Source organism: Streptomyces sp. NPDC053427 (genome assembly GCF_044544985.1).
GTDB lineage: Bacteria > Actinomycetota > Actinomycetes > Streptomycetales > Streptomycetaceae > Streptomyces.
The window spans coordinates 14,988-27,423 of record NZ_JBITYA010000016.1 but is presented as its reverse complement, the minus strand read 5'-3'; the positions used below and the strand labels follow the sequence as shown (position 1 = coordinate 27,423).

Genomic DNA, 12,436 nt, shown 5'->3' with positions numbered 1-12,436 from the left:
CGCACTCCCGCGGCACGCGGTCGCGGCCGCTCCGAGCCCCTCCCCTTTCCCCTCGCCGCACGGCCGGTGATGCGCCGGAGCGGACCGGCCGGTCGCGGACCCCCGCGGCCGGCCGCTTCCCTGATACGCCTGCCGGCGGCGCCACGCCCCGCCAGAATCGATCACGGCGGTGCGACCGCCGCCGCCGGACGGAACCGGCCGGCGTCGACATCCGGTGGCCGCGGGCGCCGCAACACCGGCGGCGCGGCACATCGGCAAGGGGAGGACAGCATGCTGTCGCAGGAATTCGACTACATCGTCGTCGGGGCCGGCTCGGCCGGCTGCGTGCTCGCCGCGCGGCTGTCCGAGGACGCGGAGACGACGGTGCTGCTGCTCGAGGCGGGGCCGGCGGACACACGGGCGGAGCTCGCCGCGCCGCCCGCATGGCCCGCACTACGGGGCACCGAGGTCGACCACGGCTACAGCACGGTGCCGCAGGCCGGTATCGGCGGGCCGGCGCTTCCGTTCCCGCGCGGCCGGACGCTCGGCGGGTGCAGCGCGACCAACGCGATGGTGTTCCTGCGCGGGCACCGCAACGACTACGACCGCTGGGCGGCGGCCGGGTGCGCCGGGTGGGGGTTCGATGCGCTCCTGCCCTACTTCCGGCGGATGGAGACCGTGACCGGCGGGGATCCGAAATTCCGCGGCGACAGCGGCCCGATGCGGCCGGCGCCGGCGCGGGCCGAGGACGCCAACCCCCTGTCGGGGGTCTTCCTCGACGCCGCGGTGGCGGCGGGCCACCCGATGACCGACGATTTCAACGGCGCCACCCAGGAGGGCGCCGGCTGGCACGATTTGAGCATCGCCGACGGCAGGCGGCAGAGCACCGCGACCGCGTATCTGCACCCCGTCCGCGCCGCACGGCCCAACCTCACGGTGCTGACCGGCTCCCGCGCCCGCCGCCTGCTCTTCGACGGCAGCCGGTGCACGGGGGTGGAGTTCCGGCGGGCCGGGGGGACGAGCACCGTCCGGGCCGCCGCCGAGGTGATCGTCAGCTCCGGTGCGATCGATTCGCCACGGCTGCTGCTGCTCTCGGGCATCGGCCCCGCGGACGAGCTGCGAGCGGCCGGCGTGGACGTCCGCCACGACCTGCCCGGCGTCGGGCGCAATCTGCACGATCACCCGCTGTGCCCGGTCGTCCACGAGGCGAGCCGGCCGATCCCGCCGGGGCTCACCAACCACGCGGAGACCTCGTTGCTCTGGCGCAGCGACGCCGCTCTGTCCGGGCCCGACATGCAGCTGATGTTCATTCATATTCCGTACCACCCGCCGACGGTGCAGGCACCGGCGAACGGCTTCACCTTCGGCGTGGCGACCGTGCCGCAGAGCCGGGGCTCGGTGCGCCTCGCCGACGCCGACCCGGACACGCCTCCGCTGATCGACCCGAACTACCTCGGTGCCGAGTCGGATGTCCGGCGCATGCTCCACGGCATCGAGGTGGCGCGGGACATCGCGGCGACGGGCCCCTTCAGCGGCTGGCGCTCGCGCGAGGTGCTCCCCGGGGACGGCGTCACCGACGCGGCGGGACTGCGCCGGTTCCTGGCGGACGCCACGGGTACGTACTTCCACCCCGTGGGCAGCTGCGCGATGGGGACGGGCCCCGACGCGGTGGTCGCCCCGGATCTGACCGTGCACGGCCTGGAGGACCTGCGGGTGGCGGACGCGTCGGTCATGCCCACGATCGTCTCCGTCAATACGAACCCGGCGGCGATGGTGATCGCGGAGAAGGCGGCCGACCTCATCCGCCGGACCGCATAGGCGGCTTGCGCATCCACGGGTGCGTCACGTCAGGAGAAGAGGATGCGGTTGGTCAATTCGGTGACCTGGTTGTAGAGGGCGCGGCGCTCGCTCATCATGGCCCGGATCTTCCGGTTCGCGTAGAGCACCGCGCCGGGGTCCTTGCCGCCGAGCAGGGCGGCGATGGTGGGTACGGAATGGTCCGTCAGCTCACGGCACAGGTACATGGCGATCTGCCGGGCGGTGACCAGCACCCGCGAACGGTCGGTGCTCCGCAGATCCTCGACCAACAGCCCGAAATAGTCTCCGGTGTTGCGTATGACGGCCTCCCCGGTGATCTCCGATCCCGCGCCCGGCTGCAGGGAATCGAGGACGATCTTGGTGAGGCCGGTGTCGACCGGGCTCCGGTTGAGGTTCGCGAAGGCCGTCACCCTGACGAGGCCGCCTTCGAGCTCCCGGATGTTCCGGCCCACCCGAGCGGCGATCATCTCCAGTACGTCCAGGGGGACGTCGAGCTGTTCCTTCTCCGCCTTCTTGCGGAGGATCGCCAGGCGGGTCCGGGTGCTGGGTACTTCCACGCCGATGTCCAGGCCACGCTCCAGGCAGCCGCGCAGCCCCTGGTGCAGGTCCGGCATCTGCGCGAGGGACCGGCCCGAGGCGAGGACGACCTGCTTGTCGGCGTTGAGCAGCGCCGCCAGTACTTCCGCGAGCAGGCCCTGGGCGGTGCCGCTCTCCGCCAGCCACTGGACGTCGTCGAGCAGCAGAAGGTCGACCGCCCCGTACCGTCGGTCGAATGCGCCGGGCACCGAGCCCGGCCGCGCCGAACTCAGGGACCCGGCCAGTTGCCGGCAGCTGACGTACTGGGACCTGGTCTCGGGATAGAGGCTGCGGGCGTAGTGGCCGATGGCATGGAGCAGATGCGTCTTGCCGAGCCCCGGGGCGCCGTGGATGAGCAGCGGATTGTAGGCCTGGGCGGGCGCTTCGGAGACGGCGACGGCGACATCGTGGGCGAAGCGGTTGGCCGCTTCCGCGGCGAAGTTCTCGAACCGGTAGGGATGGTCGAAGGCGGTCTTCGCCGGGGGATCGCGCCGGCCGGGGCGAGCGGAGATCGCGTCGGCGCGTTCGTCACGACCGTCCAGGCCCGCCACCCGGGACCGTAACCACCGCAGCTCGTCCTCCAGCGCCGACACCCGGGTCATCTGCACGCGTTCTTCCTGCTGGGCCTCCTGCCGGGCCTCCCGCTCGGTCTCGGCGCGAGCTCCCCGCTCCGCCCTCACGAGCTGCCGTTCCAACTCGTTGCACCGTTGTTCGGCGTGGATCCGGCGGGTGTGTGCGTCCTTGAGTTCCTCGCTCAGGTCCTGCACCTGGTCCCGGAGCAGGTCGCGCTCCTTGCGCAGCGCGGCGAGGGGATCCAGCGGATCCTCATGGATCTGCGGTACCAGAGGGACACCGGAGCGGTCCCGGTCCTCGGCCAACTGAAGCTGACGCAGCTGGAGTTCGAGGTCGGCGACCCGGTGTTGCGCGTCGAGCAACGCGTCCTCGATGGCCCGCTCGCGGACCACGGAGCGCCGTGCGCTGCGGTCGGCGTCCGCAAGTTGCGCTTCCAGCAGCTGCACGCGATGCAGCGGGGAGCCGCCGGCGGCCAACGCGCGGTGGTGCAGTCTCCGCAGATGTTCCACCATCTCGGGGGTTGCGGCGGTGCCCCGCTGCTCGGCCACATCGGTCAACAGATCCGCGACGAATTCCCAGGCGGGGATGCGCGTTCCGTTCAGGAAGCGGGAGATGGAGCCCGCGTCCCGGTGCCGGCGCGCCCCGTAGCGCCGCACGCTGACCTCCAGCGCGTCGAACAGGCTCCGCAGCGCCGCCGCCAGCTCACCGGCCTCGGGCGGAAGATCGCTGTCGAGCGGCTCAAGGCTTCCCATGTCTCACACCTTCCGGGTGTTGCCGCGACCCGGCAACTGTGCCGACTCCCGCAACGGGCCCGCTCCGTTCGAGTCTGGAGTCACCCTCACACGAGGCATGACAAGAGAGGCATCGTAGTGAACAGCTCACCGCGGCGAATCGATCTCGCCGCATTCCTGGCGGTCCTGGCGACGGGCATCGTGCTCATCCGCACCGGCGTGCAGCCCGCCGCCCTCTCCCCCGTGGCCCTCGGCCTTTCGGCCCTGTACGCGGCCTGGCAACACGTCGCTGCCACCACCCGGCGGCGCGGACGGGCCCGGGTCGTGGACCGCTGAGCGCGCCCGCCCGAGCGGACCGGCGGCGCGGACCGGCGGCGCGGAGTCGAAGGGCCCGCGCCGCCCGTCCGCCCGTTCAGTGCCCGCCGCTCGATCCGGCGGCGAGGCGCTTGCGGAAGGTCTTCCCGCCGTCCTTCGACTCGTAGACGCCGCCCTCGGTGGCGGCCAGGACATGCCGGGCGTCGACGGCGGTGAGTGCCTGGGGCCGGCCGCCGGGCACCGCCGCGGTCTCCTTCCAGGTGGTCCCGCCGTCGAGGCTGCGGCGCAGCCCGCCCGTGGCGTCGATGCCGTACAGCGCGCCCTTCGCGGCCCACGAGACGAACGCCAGGGCCGGCTGCCCGCCGTCGGCGAAGGTCCGGCCGCCGTCGGTGCTCTTGGCGACGCCGTCGGGCGTGGTGGCCAGGACCACGTCGGCATCGGCAGGGTTCACGGCAATGTCGAATGCCTGCAGTTCGGCCCGGCTCTCCCAGCGGACGCCGTCCTTGCTGACGCGCAGCACGCCGTTGGTGCTGTCGTAGCCGTAGACGGTGCCGTGCACCTGGTCCAGGGCGTGGAAATCGGCCTCGCCCGCAAGCGACTCGGACGTCCAGGACCTGCCCGCGTCGCTGCTCCTGAGCAGCCCGCGGTTCCCGGGTCCGTCGCCGCCGGGCGCGGGATGGCCGCTGGCCAGGAAGGTCTTCGCCCCGGCCACGGTGAATCCCATGAAGTCGTCCTCGCTGTCGCCGACGCGCTGCGGCTCGCCGCTGCGGTCCGGTGTGAAGATGCCCTCGTGGGTGGCGACGTAGAGCCGCTCGCTGTCCGGGTCGATGCCCAGGCCGTGGATGTGGCTGATGGCCGTCCCGGAGGACGCCGGCCGGGAGTCCGCTGAGCCGACGGCGCCGCTGGAGCAGGCCGTCAGGCCGAGAGCGAGGAGTGCCGAAGCGGCCAGGGTGGTGCGGTGCTTCCTCATCTGTCCTCTATGGGGTTCTTGGCGGCTGTGGGGTCTGGCGGCCCGGCACGCAGGGGGCGTGCGCGAGGCCGGGGCGCCGGAAAAGGGGTGCGTGGAGCCCGTTGCGGGCCTGCGCGTGACAGGCCCGCAACGGTGTGCGGGAGAAGAGGGGTCAGAGCCGGTCGAGGATCTTGTTCATCGCGTCGACTTCGGCGGTCTGGTTCTTGATGACGTTGCCGGCGAGCTTCTTGGCGGTCGCGTTGCGGCCGTTCCTCTGCTCGTCCTTGGCCATGGTGACGGCGCCGTTGTGGTGGCCGATCATCATCTGCGCGAACTTCTTGTCGAAGTCGGTGCCCTTGGCGGCCTTGAGCTCCGTCATGTCCTTCTCGGACATCATCCCGGCCATGCCGTCCGTCGTGTCCATGCCGCCCGACCCGTGGTGCATGCCCGGCATGCCGTGCGAGGGCGACTCCGGCTTGCCCCACGCCTTGAGCCACGACCGCATGGTCCTGATCTCGGGGTCCTGGGCCTTCTCGATCGCGGCTGCCAGGCTCTTGATCCGGGCGTCCGAGGCGCGGCCGTCGGCCAGCTCGGCCATCTCCACGGCCTGCTGGTGGTGCGGGATCATGCCCTGCGCGAAGGTGACGTCCGCGCCGTTGAACGCCCCCGGGGCGGGATGGGCGCCGGCCTCCTTCGATGCGGACGGCGCGGTCCCGCCGCCGTGGTGCTCACCGCTCATGCCGTCGTCGCTGCCGCACGCGGAAAGCAGCAGGGCTCCCGAGGCGATGACCCCTACGGCAGCGAGGCGGCGGTTCAGGGGACATCGGACGGCGCGCTTGATGGAACTCATGTCGATACACCTCATGGTGTCGGTGGTGCGGATGTGTGGGGCGTACGCGGCTTCGCGGGCAGCGCTCGGGGCGCGGCCGCGAGGACGGTTCGGCCTAGATCCGCAGGATCGACAACTGGGTGAGATCGGGTCCGCGTGGCGGAGGGTTGGGCCGCAGCATGACGACGGCCTTCGCCAGGACGTCCGCCAGCCATCCGGTGTGCCGGGTCAGGGCCGCCCGCAGCAGCATCGCGAGCGCCCAGGTGCCCAGCACGGCCAGGCACAGCGAGGCCATGTTCATGCCGCTGCCGGGCGCCGGTGCGTAGTGCGCCGACGTATCGGCGGAAGTCCCGGAGTGGGCGGAGTGGGCGGGCCCTGCTCGGCCCCTCTCGGCTTCAGGGGCGGCAGGTGCCGAAGACCTCGCGCCCATACCGGGGGTGTGGTCCGCCGCGGCGTGCCCCCCGGAGCCGGCGGTCCCGTCGGGATGGCCGACGGTGTGCATGACGAAGACGCCGAGCGCGAGCACGACGACCAGCAGGAGGTGCGCCATCGCGCCGCCCGCCCGTGCCTGCCGTCTCGTGGTCACCGCTCCCGTACCTCCTGCGGACGACTGTACTCAAGCGGAACGGGGCGCGGTGCCGGTACCCCGTCCTCGCCGGCCGCCGGACTCCCCGCCGTGCCGGGGCGGCTCACCGCTCGCCGTCGGCCACCGGATAGGGGACGAAGGTGCTGCTGTTCTCGTCGATCGCGAGGGGACGGCCGAGCGGCGGGACGGCACGCTGGGGGCAGTCGAGGCGTTCGCAGATGCGGCAGCCCATGCCGATGGGGGTCGCGGCGGCGGCGTTGTCGAGGTCGAGGCCGTCGGAGTAGACCAGCCGGGAGGCGTGCCGGATCTCGCAGCCGAGGCCGATGGCGAAGGTCTTGCCGGGCTCGCCCCAGCCGCCGCGGTGCCGCGTGACCGCGCGGGCGGTCCACAAGTAGCGCTGCCCGTCGGGCATCGCGGCGATCTGGACGTGGATGCGGCCGGGCGCGGCGAACGCCTCGTACACGTTCCACAGCGGGCAGGTGCCGCCCGCGCGGGAGAAATGGAAGCCGCTGGCGGACTGGCGTTTGGACATGTTGCCCGCGCGGTCGACGCGGACGAACGAGAACGGCACCCCGCGCAGGCGGGGGCGCTGGAGGGTGCTCAGGCGGTGGCAGACCGTTTCGTAGCCGAGTCCGAAGTGGTCGGTGAGGCGTTCGATGTCGTACCGCACGTTCTCGGCGGCCGTGTGGAAGGCGCGGTACGGCAGGATCAGCGCGGCCGCGTAGTAGTTGGCGATGCCGATGCGCGCCAGTGCGTGGGTGGCGGATCCGGCCGGGAAGTCCTCCGCGGCCAGCCGGTCCAGTTCGTCGGCGTATTCGAGCAGGGCGAGCTGTGTGGCCATGCGGAACGCCTGCTGGCCCGGCCGGAGCCGGCTGGAGAGGTGCAGGGTGCGCGAGGGCTCGTCGTAGTGGTGCAGGCGCTCGGTGGCCTCGGTCGTCACGCGGACACCGTGCGTCCCGGTGAGCCTGTCCGCAAGCACCCGGACGACGTCCCCCGGCCGGATGGCGATGCGGCGAGCCAGGTCCTCGGCGGCGAGGTCGGCGTCGTGCAGGTAGTTCTGGCGGCGGTAGAAGAACTCCCGGATCTCCTCGTGCGGCGAGCGGGGAGCGACGGGCGCACCGTCCCGGTCGTCGCCCGCCCCGGCGATCCGTTCGGCAAGGAGGTGGCCGCGTCGGCCCAGGTCCAGCAGCACCTTGGCCACGGCCGGCATCCGGGAGGCGAGTTCCGCCAGATCCGACGGTGAGACCCGGGCCTCGGCCACCTCGCCCGCCAGCGCCTCGCGCAGGTCGGCCACGAGCCGGGTGGTGTCGCGCTCCGAGAAGAAGCCGGGGTCGACGCCGAAGGCTTCGGTGAGCCTGAGCAGCACGGGCACGGTGAGCGGGCGGGAGTCGTGCTCCATCTGGTTCAGGTAGCTGGGCGAGATGGCCAGGACCCGGGCCAGTTCGGCCTGGCTCATCCGCCTCTCCTCGCGCAGGCGCCGCAGCCGCGCTCCCGCGTACGTCTTGCTCACCGCGCTCCTCCCCGTCGGATCAGCCGTCGCTCCGGCCGTGGGCACAGCCGTCGACGCGGGCTCCAGCGTACGTGGCATCCGTCTTCGGCAGCCCTTCGCAACCTTGGCAAATCGGCGGGGAAAGATTCGCAGAACTTGGCATGCATCCACGATTGCTGGCACTTGGTGCCAGTGCCAGAGTTCCAGTGCGGCCCGCCGAACCCTGGCGGTCGAGGCAGACAACCGGGCGCGAATCATGCCCTGACGTCGGAGATCCCGGCATCTTCTGCCCGATGGCCAGGCGGCATTGCTCAGCATCTCCCTCGACGGGACGGCGGGCCGCACCCCAGATACGACACACAGTGCCACTTTCTTCAGAACCGGTGCACGGCTGAGGAGACATTGGCAGACCACGCGACTCATGGAGACGGTGAAGGTCATGGCAGAGGCGAAGACGACGGCGGCCGAGCAGCTCGAGCAGCGGTGGGCCACCGATCCCCGCTGGAAGGGCATCGAGCGCACCTACAGCGCGGCGGATGTGGTGCGGCTGTCGGGCAGTGTCCGTGAGGAGCACACGCTGGCGCGGCGCGGCGCGGAGCGGCTGTGGCGGCAGCTGCACGAGCGGGACTACGTCCACGCGCTGGGCGCGCTGACCGGCGGCCAGGCCGTGCAGCAGGTCAAGGCCGGTCTGCAGGCCATCTACCTCTCGGGCTGGCAGGTCGCCGCCGACGCCAACCAGGCCGGCCACACCTACCCCGACCAGAGCCTCTACCCGGCGAACTCGGTCCCGCAGGTGGTGCGCCGGATCAACAACGCGCTGCTGCGCGCCGACCAGATCGCCACCGCGGAGGGCGGCAGCGACACCACCGACTGGCTCGCGCCGATCGTCGCCGACGCCGAGGCGGGCTTCGGCGGGCCGCTCAACGCCTTCGAGCTGACCAAGGCGATGATCGCGGCAGGCGCCGCGGGCATCCACTACGAGGACCAGCTCGCGTCCGAGAAGAAGTGCGGCCACCTCGGCGGCAAGGTCCTCGTCCCCACCGGGCAGCACGTCCGCACCCTCAACGCCGCCCGCCTCGCCGCCGACATCGCCGACGTGCCCACGCTGATCGTGGCCCGCACCGACGCCCTCGCGGCGAACCTGCTGACCAGCGACATCGACGAGCGCGACGCCGAGTTCGTCACGGGCGAGCGCACCGCCGAGGGCTTCTACCGCGTCCGGAACGGCATGGCCCCGGTCATCGCCCGCGGCCTCGCCTACGCCCCGTACGCCGACCTCATCTGGGTCGAGACCGGCACCCCCGACCTGGCCCAGGCCCGCGAGTTCGCCGAGGCCATCCACGCCGAGCACCCGGACCAGATGCTCGCCTACAACTGCTCGCCGTCCTTCAACTGGAAGGCGGCGCTGGACGACGACCAGATCGCCAAGTTCCAGCGCGAACTGGGCGCGATGGGCTACCGCTTCCAGTTCATCACCCTGGCCGGTTTCCACTCCCTCAACCACGGCATGTTCGACCTCGCCCGCGGCTACGCCGAGTCCGGCATGACCGCCTACGTCGACCTCCAGGAGAAGGAGTTCGCCGCCCAGGCACAGGGCTTCACCGCCGTCCGGCACCAGCGCGAGGTCGGCACCGGCTACTTCGACCAGGTCTCCACCGCCCTCAACCCGGCCTCCTCGACCACCGCGCTCGCCGGCTCCACCGAGGAGGAGCAGTTCCACTAGGGCGCTTCTGACGGATCTCCGTGGAAGAAGGAGCGACGCCTGGTGCGTGCGATCGCAAGGCGCCGGGATGTCTTCATAGCGGAGCTATGGGGACATTTCGGCAACGCAGCGAGCGTGCGTGCCAGGCGTCGCGACGCCGCGGAGATCCGTCAGAAGCGCCCTAGGCGCCCTTCGGCGGCGCCCGCGCATCCCGTCGGCCCATGATCAAGCGGGGCCGGACGACCGTCTCCGTCCGGCCCCCGCTCCACCCCTCGTCAGGAGACCCGCATGTCCACCAGCGCACTGACGCACCGCGTCCAGGTCCTCGCGGCACCAGGGCACCGCCATGAGGAGATCCTCACGCCGGAGGCCCTGGACTTCATCGGCCGCCTCGCCACCGCCTTCGGGGAGCGCCGCCGAGAGCTCCTGAAGGAGCGGACGCGGCAGGCATCGCGGCTCACCTCCGGCCACCCGCTCGACTTCCCCGTCGCCACCACCGCCGTCCGCGCGGACCCCTCCTGGCGCATCGCCCCGCCGGCACCCGGCCTGAGCGACCGCAGGGTGGAGATCACCGGCCCACCGGAGCGCCGTATGGCCGTCAACGCCCTCACCTCGGGGGCACAGGTCTGGATGGCCGATTTCGAGGACGCCACCTCCCCCACCTGGGACAACATCGTCGACGGCCAGCTCACCCTGCTCGACGCCATCGAGCGCCGCATCGACTTCACCACGCCCGAGGGCAAGGCGTACCGCCTGGGTGACCGGGTGGCCACCCTCGTGGTCCGCCCCCGAGGTTGGCATCTCCTCGAAGAACACCTGGAGTTGAACGGCCGGCCGGTGCCCGCCGCCCTCGTCGACTTCGGCCTGTACTTCTTCCACTGCGCACAGCGCCAGCTCGACGCCGGGAAGGGCCCGTACTTCTACCTGCCCAAGCTGGAGAACCGGTACGAGGCCCGCCTGTGGAACGACGTCTTCGTCCTCGCCCAGGAACTCCTCGGCATCCCCCGCGGCACCGTCCGTGCCACCGTCCTCATCGAGACGATCACCGCGGCCTTCGAGATGGAGGAGATCCTCTACGAGCTGCGCGAACACAGCGCCGGCCTCAACGCGGGCCGCTGGGACTACCTCTTCAGCCTGATCAAGACCTTCGGGCACCGCACCGACTTCCTGCTGCCGGACCGGGCGAAGGTCACGATGACCGCTCCCTTCATGCGGGCGTACACCGAACTGCTGGTGCGCACCTGCCACAAGCGGGGCGCGCACGCGATCGGGGGCATGGCCGCCCAGGTGCCCAGCAAGGACGCGGAGGCCAACGAGGCCGCTCTGGCCACGGTCCGGCTGGACAAGGAACGCGAGGCGGAGGACGGCTTCGACGGCTCCTGGGTCGCCCACCCCGGCCTCGTCCCCGTCTGCCGCACCGTCTTCGACGACGTTCTCGGCGACCGGCCGCACCAGATCGAGCGCACCCGTGACGACGTGGAGGTCACCGCCGCGGATCTGCTGTCCGTGCGCCGTATCAGCGGCCCGCCCACACAGGAGGGCGTGCGCACCAACATCGCGGTCGCGCTGCGCTACTTCGACGCCTGGCTGCGAGGCAGTGGGGCGGTCGCCCCGTACGGGCTGATGGAGGACGCGGCGACCGCCGAGATCGCGCGGGCGCAGATCTGGCAGTGGCTGCGACATCGCGTCATCGACCGGGAGACGGTACAGCGAGCGCTCGACGACGAGACCGCCGCGCTCGGGGCCGCATACCCCTGGGCCCGGGTCGACGAGGTCCGCTCGCTCCTCGAACGCACCGCCCTGGCACGGGAGTTGCCGCCCTTCTTCACCCCGGATGCCTACTCCCGGCACCTCGTCCGGCACGCGGAGGCACGCTCATGAGCCGGCACATCCGACGGGTCGGCGTGGTGGGCGGCGGCCAGATGGGGGCCGGCATCGCCGAGGTGTGCGCCCGCGCCGGGCTCGACACCGTCGTCTGCGAGGCGAACGCGGTGGCCGCCCGCGCCGCTCGTGAGCGGGTGGCCGTCTCCCTGGAACGCGCCGTCCAGCGGGGAAAACTGGACCGGATCGCGGCGGAGGACGCGCTCACCCGGATGGTCTTCACCGGCAGCCTCGACGACCTCGCCGACCGGCAGCTCGTCGTCGAGGCCGTCGTCGAGAACACCGACGCGAAGACGGAGGTCTTCGCCGCCCTCGACAAGATCGTCGAGGATCCGGACGCGATCCTGGCCACCAACACCTCGGCCCTCCCCGTCATGCGCCTGGGCATGGCCACCCGGCGCGCCGACCACGTCCTCGGCCTGCACTTCTTCAACCCGGTCCCGGTACTGCCCCTCGTGGAGCTCGTCACGTCGCTGCACACCGCACCGGATGTCGCCGCGACGGCCGAGGAGTTCGCCGCCACGGCACTGGGCAAGACCGTGGTCCGCTCCCAGGACCGCGCCGGCTTCGTCGTCAACGCCCTGCTCATCCCCTACCTCCTGTCGGCGATCCGGATGTCCGAATCCGGCTTCGCCTCCCCGGCCGACGTGGACGCCGGAATGGAGCTGGGCTGCGCACACCCGATGGGCCCGCTGAAGCTGGCCGACCTGATCGGCCTCGACACGGTCGCCTCCATCGCCACCTCGCTCCACGACGAGTTCAAGGAACCCCTCTACGCCCCGCCTCCCCTCCTCCTGCGCATGGTCGAAGCCAACCTCCTCGGCCGCAAAACGGGCCGCGGATTCCACCTCTACGACCGGGGCTGAGGGGCCCGGGTCGATCGGGTCGGGGCTGAGGGGCCCCGACTGCAGGGGGCGGGGGGACAGGGCGGGGTGCGGGGCGACCGGTGCGGGCGCTCCGCACCCCTTCCGGCCGTCGTGTATCCGCCGGGGGTGTTCCTGCCACCGT

General features: G+C 71.9%; 10 protein-coding genes. 5 read left to right on the top strand and 5 right to left on the bottom strand.

The annotated features are described in order from the left end of the window. Nucleotides 1–270: 270 nt before the first annotated feature. On the top strand, nt 271–1,797 hold the full coding sequence (locus ACIGWZ_RS35435; RefSeq protein WP_400071436.1) for a GMC family oxidoreductase: 1,527 nt from the start codon (nt 271–273) through the stop codon (nt 1,795–1,797). A 29-nt stretch (nt 1,798–1,826) separates the two neighbouring features. On the opposite strand, the gene ACIGWZ_RS35430 is transcribed toward ACIGWZ_RS35435, so the two are convergent. Next, the gene (locus ACIGWZ_RS35430) at nt 1,827–3,698 is read right to left on the bottom strand and encodes a DnaA ATPase domain-containing protein (RefSeq protein WP_400071434.1); all 1,872 of its coding nucleotides are present in this window, start codon (nt 3,696–3,698) and stop codon (nt 1,827–1,829) included. 117 nt (nt 3,699–3,815) lie between these two features. Between ACIGWZ_RS35430 and ACIGWZ_RS35425 the strand changes: the two genes are divergently transcribed. Continuing rightward, a complete protein-coding gene (locus ACIGWZ_RS35425) occupies nt 3,816–4,013 on the top strand; it encodes a hypothetical protein (RefSeq protein WP_400071432.1) in 198 nt (65 codons plus the stop codon). Between the two features lie 76 nt (nt 4,014–4,089). Here ACIGWZ_RS35425 and ACIGWZ_RS35420 read toward each other — a convergent pair whose 3' ends face one another. The 4 genes from ACIGWZ_RS35420 to ACIGWZ_RS35405 form a co-directional block, all read right to left on the bottom strand. Continuing rightward, on the bottom strand, nt 4,090–4,962 hold the full coding sequence (locus tag ACIGWZ_RS35420; protein ID WP_400071430.1) for a F510_1955 family glycosylhydrolase: 873 nt from the start codon (nt 4,960–4,962) through the stop codon (nt 4,090–4,092). 151 nt (nt 4,963–5,113) lie between these two features. Then, nucleotides 5,114–5,791, bottom strand: a complete 678-nt coding sequence (locus ACIGWZ_RS35415; RefSeq protein WP_400071428.1) for a DUF305 domain-containing protein — start codon at nt 5,789–5,791, stop codon at nt 5,114–5,116. A 94-nt stretch (nt 5,792–5,885) separates the two neighbouring features. Continuing rightward, nucleotides 5,886–6,356, bottom strand: coding sequence for a hypothetical protein (locus ACIGWZ_RS35410; protein WP_400071426.1), 471 nt, complete (start codon nt 6,354–6,356; stop codon nt 5,886–5,888). A 103-nt stretch (nt 6,357–6,459) separates the two neighbouring features. Continuing rightward, nucleotides 6,460–7,866 (bottom strand): short-chain fatty acyl-CoA regulator family protein, encoded by a 1,407-nt coding sequence (locus ACIGWZ_RS35405; protein ID WP_400071424.1) that lies wholly within the window; start codon nt 7,864–7,866, stop codon nt 6,460–6,462. Nucleotides 7,867–8,284: 418 nt separating this feature from the next. Between ACIGWZ_RS35405 and aceA the strand changes: the two genes are divergently transcribed. From aceA to ACIGWZ_RS35390, 3 genes are all read left to right on the top strand, one after another. Continuing rightward, a complete protein-coding gene (gene aceA / locus ACIGWZ_RS35400) occupies nt 8,285–9,568 on the top strand; it encodes an isocitrate lyase (protein ID WP_400071422.1) in 1,284 nt (427 codons plus the stop codon). Between the two features lie 267 nt (nt 9,569–9,835). After that, entirely contained in the window at nt 9,836–11,428 is a 1,593-nt protein-coding gene (gene aceB / locus ACIGWZ_RS35395) for a malate synthase A (protein WP_400071420.1), read from the top strand. After that, nucleotides 11,425–12,294, top strand: a complete 870-nt coding sequence (locus tag ACIGWZ_RS35390) for a 3-hydroxybutyryl-CoA dehydrogenase (protein ID WP_400071418.1) — start codon at nt 11,425–11,427, stop codon at nt 12,292–12,294. The genes aceB and ACIGWZ_RS35390 overlap by 4 nt, the downstream gene beginning before the upstream one ends. Nucleotides 12,295–12,436 lie beyond the last annotated feature (142 nt).

Coding starts and splice junctions, on each gene's coding strand:
- ACIGWZ_RS35435 (WP_400071436.1), top strand. CDS start 271: ATGCTGTCGCAGGAATTCGACTACATCGTCGTCGGGGCCGGCTCGGCC.
- ACIGWZ_RS35430 (WP_400071434.1), bottom strand. CDS start 3,698: ATGGGAAGCCTTGAGCCGCTCGACAGCGATCTTCCGCCCGAGGCCGGT.
- ACIGWZ_RS35420 (WP_400071430.1), bottom strand. CDS start 4,962: ATGAGGAAGCACCGCACCACCCTGGCCGCTTCGGCACTCCTCGCTCTC.
- ACIGWZ_RS35415 (WP_400071428.1), bottom strand. CDS start 5,791: ATGAGTTCCATCAAGCGCGCCGTCCGATGTCCCCTGAACCGCCGCCTC.
- aceA (WP_400071422.1), top strand. CDS start 8,285: ATGGCAGAGGCGAAGACGACGGCGGCCGAGCAGCTCGAGCAGCGGTGG.
- aceB (WP_400071420.1), top strand. CDS start 9,836: ATGTCCACCAGCGCACTGACGCACCGCGTCCAGGTCCTCGCGGCACCA.
- ACIGWZ_RS35390 (WP_400071418.1), top strand. CDS start 11,425: ATGAGCCGGCACATCCGACGGGTCGGCGTGGTGGGCGGCGGCCAGATG.